This is a genomic window from Stenotrophomonas sp. 2YAF22 (assembly GCF_052114665.1).
In the GTDB taxonomy this organism is placed as follows: Bacteria; Pseudomonadota; Gammaproteobacteria; order Xanthomonadales; family Xanthomonadaceae; genus Stenotrophomonas; species Stenotrophomonas indicatrix.
The window spans coordinates 1-13,032 of record NZ_JBFRFE010000042.1 but is presented as its reverse complement, the minus strand read 5'-3'; the positions used below and the strand labels follow the sequence as shown (position 1 = coordinate 13,032).

13 protein-coding genes and 1 other RNA gene are annotated in these 13,032 nt (G+C 67.5%); 7 read left to right on the top strand and 7 right to left on the bottom strand.

Annotation, left to right across the window (positions count from 1 at the left end; translation table 11 throughout):
* The first annotated feature begins 2 nt into the window (after positions 1 to 2).
* From AB4Y84_RS03310 to AB4Y84_RS03295, 4 genes are read left to right on the top strand one after another with little or no spacing between them, the layout of a single operon-like run.
* Positions 3 to 2,477, top strand: a complete 2,475-nt coding sequence (locus AB4Y84_RS03310; protein WP_442249767.1) for a fimbria/pilus outer membrane usher protein — start codon at positions 3 to 5, stop codon at positions 2,475 to 2,477.
* Between the two features lie 34 nt (positions 2,478 to 2,511).
* Positions 2,512 to 3,021, top strand: a complete 510-nt coding sequence (locus tag AB4Y84_RS03305) for a fimbrial protein (RefSeq protein WP_108264791.1) — start codon at positions 2,512 to 2,514, stop codon at positions 3,019 to 3,021.
* A 30-nt stretch (positions 3,022 to 3,051) separates the two neighbouring features.
* On the top strand, positions 3,052 to 3,177 hold the full coding sequence (locus AB4Y84_RS03300) for a hypothetical protein (protein WP_394197877.1): 126 nt from the start codon (positions 3,052 to 3,054) through the stop codon (positions 3,175 to 3,177).
* Entirely contained in the window at positions 3,177 to 4,196 is a 1,020-nt protein-coding gene (locus tag AB4Y84_RS03295; protein WP_442244662.1) for a fimbrial protein, read from the top strand. The genes AB4Y84_RS03300 and AB4Y84_RS03295 overlap by 1 nt, the downstream gene beginning before the upstream one ends.
* Positions 4,197 to 4,269: 73 nt before the next feature.
* Here the strand turns inward: AB4Y84_RS03295 and AB4Y84_RS03290 are convergent, their stop codons facing one another.
* The 4 genes from AB4Y84_RS03290 to AB4Y84_RS03275 are packed head-to-tail and all read right to left on the bottom strand — an operon-like array spanning position 4,270 to position 8,425.
* Positions 4,270 to 5,655: an FAD-binding oxidoreductase gene (locus AB4Y84_RS03290; protein WP_442249766.1), complete on the bottom strand. Its 1,386-nt coding sequence runs from the start codon at positions 5,653 to 5,655 to the stop codon at positions 4,270 to 4,272.
* Positions 5,652 to 6,296, bottom strand: a complete 645-nt coding sequence (locus tag AB4Y84_RS03285) for a metal-dependent hydrolase (protein WP_442249765.1) — start codon at positions 6,294 to 6,296, stop codon at positions 5,652 to 5,654. The genes AB4Y84_RS03290 and AB4Y84_RS03285 overlap by 4 nt, the downstream gene beginning before the upstream one ends.
* Positions 6,297 to 6,345: 49 nt before the next feature.
* The gene (locus AB4Y84_RS03280) at positions 6,346 to 6,714 is read right to left on the bottom strand and encodes a YraN family protein (RefSeq protein ID WP_363729811.1); all 369 of its coding nucleotides are present in this window, start codon (positions 6,712 to 6,714) and stop codon (positions 6,346 to 6,348) included.
* Positions 6,704 to 8,425, bottom strand: coding sequence for a penicillin-binding protein activator (locus AB4Y84_RS03275; protein ID WP_442244659.1), 1,722 nt, complete (start codon positions 8,423 to 8,425; stop codon positions 6,704 to 6,706). Before AB4Y84_RS03275 ends, AB4Y84_RS03280 begins: the two co-directional genes overlap by 11 nt.
* Before the next feature lie 81 nt (positions 8,426 to 8,506).
* Here AB4Y84_RS03275 and rsmI point away from each other — a divergent pair, with 81 nt between their 5' ends.
* Entirely contained in the window at positions 8,507 to 9,325 is an 819-nt protein-coding gene (gene rsmI, locus AB4Y84_RS03270; protein WP_108267214.1) for a 16S rRNA (cytidine(1402)-2'-O)-methyltransferase, read from the top strand.
* Between the two features lie 52 nt (positions 9,326 to 9,377).
* Here rsmI and AB4Y84_RS03265 read toward each other — a convergent pair whose 3' ends face one another.
* Both AB4Y84_RS03265 and AB4Y84_RS03260 read right to left on the bottom strand, forming a co-directional pair.
* Positions 9,378 to 10,208 (bottom strand): nucleotidyl transferase AbiEii/AbiGii toxin family protein, encoded by an 831-nt coding sequence (locus AB4Y84_RS03265; RefSeq protein WP_442244658.1) that lies wholly within the window; start codon positions 10,206 to 10,208, stop codon positions 9,378 to 9,380.
* Complete coding sequence (locus AB4Y84_RS03260) at positions 10,205 to 10,855, bottom strand: type IV toxin-antitoxin system AbiEi family antitoxin domain-containing protein (protein ID WP_258223414.1); 651 nt, start codon at positions 10,853 to 10,855, stop codon at positions 10,205 to 10,207. The genes AB4Y84_RS03265 and AB4Y84_RS03260 overlap by 4 nt, the downstream gene beginning before the upstream one ends.
* Before the next feature lie 72 nt (positions 10,856 to 10,927).
* Between AB4Y84_RS03260 and AB4Y84_RS03255 the strand changes: the two genes are divergently transcribed.
* Entirely contained in the window at positions 10,928 to 11,737 is an 810-nt protein-coding gene (locus tag AB4Y84_RS03255) for a PDZ domain-containing protein (protein WP_181393114.1), read from the top strand.
* 83 nt (positions 11,738 to 11,820) lie between these two features.
* Positions 11,821 to 12,172, top strand: an RNA gene (rnpB, locus tag AB4Y84_RS03250) — RNase P RNA component class A.
* A gap of 134 nt (positions 12,173 to 12,306) precedes the next feature.
* On the opposite strand, the gene AB4Y84_RS03245 is transcribed toward rnpB, so the two are convergent.
* Complete coding sequence (locus AB4Y84_RS03245; RefSeq protein ID WP_312786598.1) at positions 12,307 to 12,786, bottom strand: DM13 domain-containing protein; 480 nt, start codon at positions 12,784 to 12,786, stop codon at positions 12,307 to 12,309.
* Positions 12,787 to 13,032: the final 246 nt, after the last annotated feature.

Here is a 13,032-nt window from a genome sequence, read left to right as displayed (position 1 = left end):
CCCTGTCGGCAGCCATTGCACTGGTGTTGGCCGCACCTGCATGGGCAGCGCCCGCGCCGGCTATCGAGTTCAGCGAAGGCTTCCTGCTCGGTGGCGACGCCATCGACATGTCACGCTATGCCAATGGCAATCCACTGCCCGCCGGTGACTACGCGGTGGAAGTGAACGTCAATGGCCAGTTTCTGCTGGCACGCGACATCTCCTTCGTCGCCTCCAGTGACCCGCATATCGCCACGGCCTGTCTGCCCGCCGAGCTGGCAGGCCATCTATCGTTGAAGCCGGCCTATCTGGACGCATTGGCAGCGCAGGACGCCACCTGTATGGATCTGCCGGCACTGGTTGAAGGCGCAACCGTGGCCTTCGACAGCAGCAGCCTGCAGCTGGATATCAGCGTGCCGCAGGCCGCCCAGACACAGCATGCGCGCGGGTATGTCGCCCCGGCGCAGCGCGACCGCGGCATCAACGCCGGGTTCATTGACTACAGTTTCAACCAGCACCGCAGCGATGGGCGCGACAACCGTTACCTGGGCCTGCGTGCCGGCCTCAACCTGGGTGCGTGGCGGTTGCGCCATCGTGCATCAGTGAACCAGGGCGAGCGCGGTACCCATCACGACGTGATCAGCAGCCACCTGCAACGCGACCTGCCAGAGTGGAACAGCCAGCTGCTGCTCGGACAGGGCAATACCGGTGGCGAACTGTTCGACAGCGTGGCGTTCACCGGCGTGCGCATGGCCACCGACGAGCGCATGCTGCCCGATTCACTGCGCGGCTATGCACCGGCGGTACGCGGCATCGCCGAAGGCAATGCAGTGGTGCGCATTCACCAGAACGGCAACATCATCCACGAGGCCAACGTCGCGCCGGGTCCGTTCCTGATCGAAGACCTGTATCCCACCAACTTCGGTGGCGACCTGGTTGTCACCGTGACCGAGGCCGACGGCCGCGAACAGCGCTTCTCGGTCAGTTTTTCTGCGGTGCCACAGGCACTGCGGGTCGGCTCTTCCCGCTTCAGTGCCACGGCTGGCGTGCTGCGCGATGCCGGCGGCAACGTGGAGCCCCTGCGGTTTGCCGAAGGCACCTACGCGCGTGGCATCAGCAACCGCCTGACCCTGCTCGGCGGTGCGCAGGCGGGTGAGGCGTACCAGTCGGTGCTGGCCGGTGCAGCCATCAACACCGCGATCGGCGCCTTCGGTGCCGATGTGACCCACTCGCGCGCGCGTCTGCGCGGAGACGATGCGGTGACCGGCAACAGCATCCGCTTGAACTTTCAGCGCTACGTTGCACGAACAGGCACCAACGTCGGTCTTGCCGCCTATCGCTACAGCACGCGCGGCTACCTCACCCTCAACGATGCCGCGCGCGCGCACGACGATGCGTGGGGCTACAGCACGCGTGCGCGACAGCGCTACCAGGTCAATTTCACCCAGCGGCTTGGCGCGCGCAGCTCGGTGTACCTCAGCGGCGGCCATGTGGCCTACTGGGACAGCACGCAGCGGCAGAACGACTTTCAGCTCGGCTTCCAGAGTACGTTGGGCCGCGCCAACTACAGCCTGTCAGCAATGCGTTATCGCCTCGGTGACGGTCGCCAGGACACCCGCTACACCTTCACCTTCGGCGTGCCATTGGGGCGAAGCCCGAGTGCGCCACGCGCGACCACCCAGGTGGGCCATTCCGGCCAGGGTGGCAAGCTTCAGCTGGGGGTCGCAGGTGCGCTGGGCGAATCCCGCGCACTGACCTACAGCGCCACGGCCAGCCGGTCGGCCGCCGAGTCGGGCAGCGTTGATACCTATGTTGCTTACCAGGGGGGCACCGTTGCGTTGAACGCGGGCTACAGCCAGGCCCAACGCTACCGCAGCCTCAACCTGGGGGCGGCTGGCAGCGTGGCGCTGCACGCGGGTGGCATCAACTTCGGTCCCGCGGTGGGCGAGGGCTTCGTGCTGGTCCAGGCCGAGGGCGCCGAAGGGGCGAAAGTGGGCTATGGCGACCCGATCCGTGTGGCCGGCAATGGCTACGCGTTGTTGCCGCATGTCAGCCCCTATCGCTGGAACCAGATCGACCTGGACCCGTCCGGCCTGCCGCTGGAAGTGGAGCTGCTGCAGACCTCCCAGCGCGTGGCGCCCACCGCGGGCAGCATCGTGCGGGTGGCGTTCACCGCCACGCGCGAGCGCACGCTGTTCATCGACGCCACCGATGCGCTCGGCCAGCCGTTGCCGTTCGCTGCGCGGGTCGTGGATGACAACGGCCAGCCGATGGGCGCGGTGGGCCAGGGCGGCGTGATCCAGCTGCGCGGCGCGAACGACAGCGGCGCGTTGATCGTGGACCCGGACGGCCCGCACCGCTGCCGCCTGGAATACACCACGCCTGCCGCCGCCGACGCGTACGGCCTGTCCTGGACCCAGGCGGTGTGCACGCCGTACCCCGCGTTATCGCCCGGCCTGCAGGCGGTCCTGCAGGCTGCCACCACCGACGCACCTTGAACCCTTTTCCGTCGTTCCATCACGAGGTCATCCCATGCACGCTTCCACTGCTTTCCCCACCCGTATCGCCATCGCTTTCCTGCTGGCCTGTATCGCCCCGGCCGCTTTCGCGGCCACGCTGACCATTACCGGTCGCGTACTGCCCGGCACCTGCACCTTGGCGGACGCGCAGATATCCCTGGACCCGGTCAAGGCCAACGAAATGACCGTCGGCGACAACGCGCTCAAGGCCGGTGCACTGAACTTCACTGGCTGCATCGGCGTTACCAAGGCCACCCTCACCTTCGACGGCACCGCCGCCGATGGCGACGCGCTGCGTTGGAAGAACACTGCGGCCGCCGATGCCGCCACCGGGGTAAGCGTTGCGCTGCTGGCAGCGGCCACCGGCACCACCTATCTGACGAAGGGCGACAGTGTGGATCTGGTGGTGAGTGGCGCCACGGCCACCTATCCGTTGCGTGCCGGCTACTACCTGCCGTCCACCAGTGGCATCAACGCCGGCGTGGTGCGGACCGAGGTGGTGGTGACGGCGGACTATCTGTGAGCGGGTGGCTGTTGCGGCACGCGCGACCTCGTGGTGCCGGTCACCGGTGCGACCGCCAGCTATGCGCTGCGCGCAGGCTACTACCTGCCGGTGCTGGGGGGGCTGACCGCCGGCGCGGTGCAGACCGAGATCACGGTGACGGCGGCCTACGACTGATGAGCGCTGCCAGTGTCCGTCAGCCGACAGCTTGTGCCAAGCGGCGCGTCCGCAACGGCGCCGCGCTGGTGGTGGCGCTGTTGTCACTCTCCCCGCTAGCCTCTGCCGGCTGCATCCGGCTTGCTCCCGGCGACCAGGACCTCACCGTCAGCCTCACGATGCCGAACCTGGATCTGCCGGACAGGCGATTGACGGTGGTCAGCAGCGGCGTTGTGAAGGGGGGGTATCAGTGCGACAGTGGGCAGAACGCGTTTCTCACTGAGCTGCCGTTCAGCGGATTGACGTACGAGCGAGAGATTACGGACGCCGGGAGGACCTACAGCGTGTATAGCCTTGGGCCGCGCTCGCCGCTGATCGGCTTCGTGCATTTGGTGGACGCAGTTGACCTTAGCGGTGGCCGCAGCCAAGACTCGGTGCCCGTGGGCAGGCGTCATCGCAATCCCGGCTTCGTGTCGCCCGCAACTGAAGGGGTCTCGGTCAACCTCGCCGTCGTGCTGTTCTTCCGCGGTGGGGCCATGGAGAGCATTCCGTTGACATCGCTGGGCACGGCGACCTCGTGGGACGAGAACGATCCTTCGCAGAGCATCCAGCACCACGTGAGCCTCGAGGTGAACGTGCCCACGCTGACCTGTACGCTGGCCGACAGTTCGCAATCGCTGGATCCGGTGTCGGCCGATCTTCTGGCGGCTGCGGGCAGTACGGCAGGGGAAAAGGCGGTGGCAGTGGCCATGACCTGCCCGAGTGCAAACGTGGATGTGGAGATGGTGCTGACCGATGCCAACGACGCCGGCAATGCTGGCAGCCTGCTGACGCCTGCGGGCGGGTCCGACGCAGGTGGCGTGCGGCTGGAGATGCTGCGCGCAGGCAACCCGGTGCAGTTCGGACAGCGTTGGCAGCACGGCTGGTCCAGCAAGGGCAGCCAGGACGTTCCCTTCACCGCGCGCTACAGGCGCACGGCCGATGCCCTGCAACCCGGGACGATCATTGGCGAGGCGGTGCTGACAGCGACCTACCGATGAAGGCGCGCCGCCGCGACATGGTGCTGCCATAGCGGGTAGGTGCGGGAGCCGCGCTGCGGTCGGCCGTGCAGGTTCACACCGGCGGCAGCACCTTGCCCGGGTTGAGGATGCCATCGGGGTCCAGCGCGTGCTTGATCGCCCGCATCGCTTCCAGCGTGGCCGGTGAAAAGGCCTGCGCCATGAAATCGCGCTTGGCCAACCCGATGCCGTGTTCGCCGGACAACGTGCCGCCGAGCGCCAAGGTCAGTTCAAAAATCTTCGGCAGCGCGGCATGCGCGCGTGCGTTTTCATCGGCGTCGTCGGGGTGGTACAGAATGTTGACGTGCAGGTTGCCGTTGCCGGCATGGCCGAAGGTGACGATGGTCAGTGTGTAGTCGCGCGCCAACGCCTGCACGCCGGCCACCAGGTCGGGAATGCGCGACACCGGYACCACCACGTCTTCRTTGATCTTGCCCGGGGCGAYGCTGCGCAGCGCAGGCGACAGCGCCTTGCGCGCGGCCCACAGTTTCTCGCGCGCGGCCCCTTCCATCGCCACATCCAGCGCGATCATGCCGTCACCCTCCGCGGCGGTGGCCAATGCCTGCAGCAGGTAGGGCAGGGTGTCGTGGTCGCCGTCGGCTTCCACCAGCAGCATCGCGCCCGCCTCGGGTACGTCGGCGCTGTTGAGCCGCAGCAGCTCCAGGCTGCGCGCGTCCATGAACTCCAATCGCGTGGGTACCACCGGCTGCGACATCAGCCGCGACACGGCAGCGGCGGCGGCATCTGCGTCGCGGTACAGCACGCGTAGGCCGGCCTGGCTGACCGGCAGCGGGGTCAGTTTCAGCGTGGCTTCCACGATCAGCGCCAGCGTGCCTTCGCTGCCCACCAACAGGTGGGTCAGGTCGTAGCCGGTAGCGTCCTTGGTGTAGGCGCCGCCGCAGCGGATCACCTCGCCGGTACCGGTCACCGCCACCAGGCCCAGCACGTTGTCGCGGCTGGTGCCGTACTTCACCGCGCGCGGACCGCCGGCATTGYAGGCCAGGTTGCCGCCGATGCTGCAGATCTCGGCGCTGGACGGGTCCGGTGCCCAGAACAGGCCGTGCGGTGCCAGTGCCTGCTGCAGCGTTCCGTTGAGCACGCCCGGCTGCACCACGGCGCAGCGGTCACCGGCGCGGATCTCGAGGATGCGGTCCATGCGGGTGAACGACAGCACGATGCTGCCGGGCACTGGCACGGCGGCGCCGGTGGTGCCGGTGCCCGCACCGCGTGCGACCAAGGCCACGCCATGCGCGCGGCAGGCACGCACCAGCGCCTGCACCTGTTCGATATCTGCCGGCAGTGCCACCGCAGCCGGGCGCTGGTGGCGCCACGAGTTGTCCTGCGCGTTCGCCTCCAGTGCGCCGTCATCCATGCGCCAGCCGTCGCTGCCCAGCAGGGCGGACAGTTCGGCAACCAATGCGGAGGGCAGGGCAGTACTCATGACAGATCTCGTGGGGCAGCGGGGGCGGGGTGAATCAGTTTCCAGGCAACAACGGCACCGGCCAGCGGCAGCCAGACCCAACGCAGTYCCGACAGCAAGGTGGCCACGCCGCGCGCGCTGAAGAACTGCGGGGCAAACGGTGAAACGCGGATCGGGCGCCAGGGCGCGAAGAAGCGGTGTTCGCTCCAGGGCCAGGCCAGGGCAACGCCAAGGCCGCCGGAGGTCAACGCATCCAGCAATGGATGGCTGGCGGCGCAGACGAACACGAACGCCGCCGCTTGTACGGTAGATGCCAAGGTTGGCTTTGCCGTGGTAGGTGCCAACCTTGGTTGGCACAGCACCGCCAACCAAGGTTGGCGACTACCGGAGCTGAGCGGCGCCGACCCAGGTCGGCGGCTACCAAAGAACGCCAACACCGCCGCCAACACGGCGAGCACCAGGGCGAACAGCAACGAGTGGCTGGCTCCGCGATGGCCGAACGCATCGGCGTAGGGAATGTGCAGGGCAAACGCGAGTACATCGGCGTCGGGCAGCATCGCCGCGATCACGCCGGCGCCCAGCAGGCGCGGTGGAATGCGGCCGCGATCAGCGGCGCACCACAACGCCAGTGGCACCGCCGCGTGGGTGATGATCGAGGGCATCAGGCATCGGCTCTGGTAGTGCCGTCCGCTGGCCGGCATAGGGTAGCCATCAGCAGTCGTCCAGCCGGAACGCATCACGCAGCCAATGCAGCTGCGGTGGTTCACCCGTGGCTTCAACCACATCGAAGCGGCAGGGCGCATTGGCCATGGCGGGATGGTCCTGGAGGTACAGCTGCGCAGCGTGGATCAGGCGGCGGCATTTGTGCGGATCGACCGAGGCCGCGCCGCCACCGAAGTCCTGTCGCGCGCGGTAGCGCACTTCCACGAACACCACGGTGCCGGCGTCATCCATCACCAGGTCCAGTTCACCGCCGCGATAACGCACGTTGCGCGCACGCGGCTGCAACCCGGCCTGCTGCAGATGCTGCTCGGCGGCGGCTTCCACCGCCGAGCCACGTTGCAGGTGCTCAGCGACCACCGGCGATCGGCATCGGCCGGCCACCGCTGAAGGTGGACCATGCCGGCTGGCGCAGGATGTTGCCGTTGCTGTCCAGGTACAGCGTGCCGGTGGCGCCGTCCAGGCCGCCTTCGGTGGCCAGCTTGTCCAGGTAGGCACTGATCTTCCACGCATCGGCACCGAAGGCGAACAGGCGGCTGGCGGCGCCGCGCGCGCTGGGCAGGGTCTGCGTGACCTGGGCAGCGGACGGCACGCCGGACACGCTGCGCACGTTCCAGGCTTCGTTCGGGTAGATGATGCCGTCCAGTGCCACGTCTTCTTCAACCTTGCCGCTGCCGGTGGTCAGCTGCGAGGTACCCACGCGGGTGGCACCACCGGCACCGGCCAGCGCCAGCTGCGGCGCCAGCAGGCGGGCCTGCGGTGCACGTACGGCCAGGAACACCGCATCGACCGCGCCGGCGTTGCGTACCTGCGCGCTGACATCACCCACCGTTTCGCTGACAGCGATGGTGGCGGCGACGCTACCACCGCGCTGGGCAAAGCGCTGGGCGAAGGCGGCTGCGGCGCGGCGGCCGGTGTCGTCGCTGCTGTTGATCACCAGCGCCTTGCTCCGCTCGCGGCCACGCATGTATTCGGCGGCGACGATGCCGTCGTCCTCCGGTGCCAGCGAGAACCCGGCGCTGCCGGCGGGCGGTGCATCCTTGCCGCGGTTCAGGCCGAGCACCGGCACCGGCAGCTGCTGCCGGCCGTACACGGCGTCCACTTCGTCGCGGCCGAGCGGGCCGACCACGAAGTCGGCACCGGACGCTACGGCCTTGTCATACGCGGCCAGCGCACCGGCCGGGGTACCGGCGGTATCGAAGAAATTAACCTCCGGACGACGGCGGGTTTCGCCGTAGTAAGCGCTGAGCAGGCCATCGCGCACCGGCTGCGCGGCGGTGGCCAGGCGGCCGCTGAGCGGCAGCAGCACCGCCAGCTTGGCCGGCGGGCGGTAGCCATCGCTCATCGCCGGCGGGCGCTTGTTGGTGTCGAACTGGGCGGCGCCATCGCGATCGAATGGGCGCGGCAGCGGCAGGCCACGGGCGATCAGCGCGCGGCCAGCGAAGTTGTACAGCGGGTCATTGGCCGGCAGCGCGGCGGCACGGCTGCGCAGGGTGGCATCGTCGAGGGTGCCGAGCAGGCCGGAGATGGCAGCCTGGTTCTCGTTGCGCGCAGCACCGGCCAGACCGGCGTGCGCACGGGCGCGTTCGGTGGCGGCGCCGAAGGCATCGCCGGTGGCCTGCAGGGCATTGGCGCGGGCCAGCGACCAGCGCGTGCGCAGGCTCGGGTGCACGCTGTCGCCATGATCCTTCAGCAGGGCCAGCGCCTGCGCCGGCTGTTTGTCGGCCAGCGCCAGCTCGGCACTGGCCAGCTGGTAGCGCTGCAGGCTGGCACCGTTCACCTGGCGGGCGGTCACCTGGCCCAGCAGGCTGCGCGCGCGTGCGCTGTCGCCGGCCAGATGCCAGGCCCAGGCCGCATCGGCCAGGGCGTTGCTACGGGCACCACCACGCAGGGTGGCGGCCAACGCTTCCAGTTGCAGGGCGGCGTCGCGCGGCTTGCCTTGTTCGATCAGCGCCAGCGCCTGGCTCTGGGCCGGCGATTCGGGCGCGCTGACGAGGCTGGTGGTGGCACAACCGGCCAGCAGCATCAACGACAGCGACAGGGCAGAGATGCGTGCGGCGGGCTTGTTCATGATCGGGTCCATGCGATGAGGGCAGCGGCCTTGGCCAGGTACACGCTAGGATTCTACCCTTGCCCCGTGAGTACCGCTGAAATGAGTGTCCCAACCCTGTATGTCGTCGCCACGCCGATCGGCAACCTGGCCGATCTGAGCCCGCGCGCGCAGGACGTGCTGCGTTCGGTGGCGGCCATCTGCGCCGAGGACACCCGCCGCAGCGGCCAGCTGCTGTCCCATTTCGGCATCCAACAGCCGCTGGTGGCGCTGCACGAGCACAACGAAGAGGCGCTGGCCCAGCGCCTGGTGGCCCGCCTGCAGGCAGGCGAATCGCTGGCGTTGGTCAGCGATGCCGGCACCCCGCTGGTCAGCGACCCCGGCTTCCGGCTGGTGCGTGCGGCGCGCGCGGCCGGCATCAAGGTCAGCCCGATTCCCGGCGCCTGCGCCGCCATCGCCGCGCTGAGCGTGGCCGGCTTGCCCAGCGACCGCTTTACGTTCGAGGGCTTCCTGCCGGCCAAGGCCAGCGGCCGCCGCGATCGCCTGCAGGCGCTGGCCGGCGAAGTGCGCACGATGGTGTTCTACGAATCCTCGCACCGCATTACCGAATCCCTGGCCGACATGGCGGCGATCTTTGGCGGCGAGCGCCCGGCCGTGCTGGCGCGCGAGCTGACCAAGCTGTTCGAGACCGTGCTGGACGGCGACCTGGCCGGGCTGCTGGCGCAGGTGGAAGCGGACGACAACCAGCGCAAGGGCGAGTTCGTGGTGATGGTGCAGGGCGCTGGCGATGATGCCGAGGCGCAGCTGGCCCATGGCCGTCAGGTCTACGCCAAGCTGAGCGAGCACCTGCCGCCGTCGACCGCCGCCAAGCTGGCGGCCGAATTGACCGGCGCACCGCGCAAGGCGTTGTACGGCAGTTGATGCGCGGGGTCGGACCCCTGCAGGGGCTCCGACCTCAGACACCCGAGGGTCGTTACGTGTGCAGCGTGCGGATGAAGGTGCTGATTTCACCTATCACTACGTCCAAGGGTGGGGCCAACAGGCGATTTCTGCGCAGGAAGGCTCTCCACTGCGCCTGTTTCTGCGCATCGTCGGCAAATGCCTTCGACAAGCCGAACGGCAGCGCTTGCGGCCAATGTGTACCGCGGCGTTCGAACGTCGCGCGAATCGCCTCGCTCAGTGAGGAGGTTGCCATTTCACCTTCGCGCGCCAGCGCCAGCAGATCGAAGTAGTCCTTCATCCTGCTGTTGGCGATGCCCAGTACTGTGACGGCTTCCCGCGGGTAGACCCGCAATCGGGGTGACGGGAACTCATCGAGCAGTACCGGGTAGTTGCATTCAGGCGGCGGCTGATGGACGGCATCGCCGAACCCGACATCCCATTGGACGTGGCAGCGGGCATTGCCCAACTGAGCGCACAGTCGCATGCGCAGTCCCTGGTAGTGGGAGCCTTCGCGTATCGATTCGATGGCAGCCGAGGCCGCATCGAACTGCAATCCATCGTCCAGTTCAATCGCGCACAGGTCATGCACGATGCGCATCAGCTGCTGGGGATCAGACGATCCGTGCCCCAGGAAGTCGGCATCACGGGTGGGCCTATGAGGAACGTCGAACCATATCGCGAAAAGCATCGCGCCCTTCAGCAGGAACTGCTGCCGGTAAGGGGACATCGACAGCCGGTACAGCATCCGCTCTACCGCGAAGCGATCCAGTACGAACTGGAAGTCTTCGTCGCGCTCCCGTGCGCGGTCACGCAGCCGCTGCCGTATGGAGCGGATGCGGTCTGAGGAGGGCGTGGAGGTCATGCCAGCGCTTCAAGATAGGGGCGCATCAGTCTGGCAACGCGGCAGAGGCGTGCATACCTCCAAAGCTCATCCACGGTGGTCGCGCCCTCGCGCAGCGCGTCCCGCAGCGCTTCGATGGCAACGTCCATACCCACCAGATTCCGGTACTTGAAGCAGTCGGCAACGGTTTTGGCCACGCAGGTCGTGCGCACGTGCCGGCGTCCGACCTGCAGTGGTTCCAGCCCCGCCTCCAGTGTCTTTTCCGACATGCGGACAACCCGCAGAGGCGGCCAGTCGATACGGGGCGCACGATCCTTGTTGCCAATGGCAATCCAGACTTCGAAGGGTGTCTGGGTGGTCAGGCCGTGCTGGCGCAGGGCGCTCAGCAGGCACAGTCGCGGCGAAGCAGTGCGCTCGGCGACAACCTGCAGTCCCTCCTGTCCTTCCGCCGAAGCCAGGCCGGGCAGCATGTACACGCCCCGGGACAGCCGTTGCAAGTTGCCAGCGGCGACAAGTCGCGACAGCTGCGCGCGGGCTACGCCGGCGCGGACCAGATCGCGCGAGCGTGCCGCGCCCGTGCGCTGGATCAAGGCCTTGGCAATGGCGAGTGGGTCGGTCATTGGGCGATTGTTCCATAGTGTCGGTATAAATGAAGTAAATACCGACAATTTGGAACAAGGGTTGAGATGTTAGTTTTGGGGCGTCGGGGGAAGTCCCGTAGTTCTTCATGGAGGAAAAAGATGCTGGCAAACGGACTGTCATTGCTGCTTGCCCTGGTTGGCGCGCCMGCCCCGGTCACCGCGGGCGACGACATCGAGGCCATGACCGAGGCCGATCTGGGCCGGGATTACATCGGCTACGCGCTGTTCGACCCCGGTCTGGTGAGCATCAAGCAGCTGGATCCGGCCCGGAACTACAGTCGCTACGTGATGTACCGCATGGCGCGCGATGTTCTGGAGTCGTACGACGCTTGCCTGCAGGTGGACGCCGACAACCGCGCAACGATCGAGGCGGCGTACCAGCAGGTAGTAAGTACCCAGCAGCGGTACGTCAGCGCGACGCAGTGGCGCGACCTGCAACTGGCGCTGCGCGCTGGTCGCATGCAGCTGCCCGAACGCGCGCAGTGGCAGTGCGGGGCCTTCGTGGATAACGCGCCCTATTTCGACGCAGCGTTGGACGACGCCTTGCTGGGCGCGGCCGAGCTTGCGCGCGACCGGGCCGGTGAGGGTGATCTGCGCAATGATGCGCTGCGCCCGGTGCTGGGGATTCAGATGAGTGGCCCTGCCGTGGTTGAAGCCGAGCCCGACGACGGTCCCGCGCGCCGGGCCGGCGTGCGCATGGGGGATGAAGTGCTGGCGGTGGATGGCACCCGGGTGAAGACGGTCTTCGGTATTGGGCAGGCGTTGAAATCCCGCAATCCAGGTGACCGGGTGGAGGTGAGGCTGCGCCGGGTTGAATGGGACGGCATGAAGCCGCAGTCGCGCGAATTGACGGTGACGGTGGAGCTGGAGTCGCGGGCGGCCTTGATGGGGCGTGCGAAGCCTCGGTAGATCCACGCCATGCGTGGATGGATGAATCGCGCGCCGCGATCAACCCGGCAGGGCAGGCCCGCGTGCGGTAGAATGCGCACGGCGGAGTCGGCCAGACAGTCGCGTCATCCCTTCGGGGGTGCCGAGGAAAGTCCGGGCTCCATAGGGCAAGGTGCCAGGTAACGCCTGGGCGGCGCAAGCCGACGGAAAGTGCAACAGAAAGATACCGCCTACGTCTTCTTCGGAAGGCCGGTAAGGGTGAAATGGTGCGGTAAGAGCGCACCGCGAGTCTGGCAACAGACCGGTACGGCAAACCCCACCTGGAGCAAGACCAAATAGGGATCCATTGGCGCGGCCCGCGTTGGATCCGGGTAGGTTGCTTGAGCGTTGCGGCGACGTAACGCCTAGAGGAATGACTGTCCACGACAGAACCCGGCTTATCGGCCGGCTCCGCCCCTTCATTCCATCCACGTGCATCCACGCATGGCGTGGATCCGGTAGTGCCGGCCGCTGGYCGGCAACCTCCGGATCTTCGGGCAGTTCACGCGGCTGCCGGCCAGCGGCCGGCACTACCCGGATGATGTCCAGCCTCAGCCCGGCTTCCGGTACTGCCCGGCTGAAATGAACTGCGAGAAGCGCTCGCACCACACCACGACGGTGGTGAATTCGTCCACGTCCACATCGGCCGGCACATCCACCAGGAAGCGGTTGAAGGTCTTGACCTCGCCGATACGCTTGGCCTTGGCCTTGATCTTCAGGAAGTCGGCCTTGTTGTCGACGAAGTCGTGGACCAGGTAGACCTTGTAGTCCGGGCCCGGGCCCATCTTGCCGTCGAAGGCGACCTGGCGGGCGCTGACGCTGACCTTGCCTTCGGCCCAATGCACCGCGTCACTGCCTTTGAGGTCGCGACGGAAGGTGGTGCGATAGGTGGCGTCGGCCATCGCGGTCTGTACCTGCTCGACCGGCGGATCGTCGGGCGCGATCAGGATGGGCAGGAAATACACGCCCAGACCGAAGCCGAGGCCGAGGGTGAGTACGTGGGTGGCGAGCAGGATGAGGATGCGGCGCATGGGGCCTCCTTGTGAGTGTGGATCGCGCGGCATGGCACCGGGCAGGACCACCTTGAGAGGCTGAGGGCGACATTTATAGACACAGTGCCGAAGGCGAAAAGGGCACAGTAGGGTGACTGCAGCGGCGCAGGCCCTGTGGCGCGGGCGGAAAGGCGCTGCGTCGGAAAGCTGAATGACCCCGTTGGCGGCCTTGTGTCGCGGCAACGCGGTGCGGGTAGTGCCGGCCGCTGGCCGGCAGCCGCGTGA

Coding starts and splice junctions, on each gene's coding strand:
- AB4Y84_RS03265 (WP_442244658.1), bottom strand. CDS start 10,208: ATGACCTCCACGCCCTCCTCAGACCGCATCCGCTCCATACGGCAGCGG.
- rsmI (WP_108267214.1), top strand. CDS start 8,507: ATGAGTGTCCCAACCCTGTATGTCGTCGCCACGCCGATCGGCAACCTG.
- AB4Y84_RS03275 (WP_442244659.1), bottom strand. CDS start 8,425: ATGAACAAGCCCGCCGCACGCATCTCTGCCCTGTCGCTGTCGTTGATG.
- AB4Y84_RS03305 (WP_108264791.1), top strand. CDS start 2,512: ATGCACGCTTCCACTGCTTTCCCCACCCGTATCGCCATCGCTTTCCTG.
- AB4Y84_RS03245 (WP_312786598.1), bottom strand. CDS start 12,786: ATGCGCCGCATCCTCATCCTGCTCGCCACCCACGTACTCACCCTCGGC.
- AB4Y84_RS03295 (WP_442244662.1), top strand. CDS start 3,177: ATGAGCGCTGCCAGTGTCCGTCAGCCGACAGCTTGTGCCAAGCGGCGC.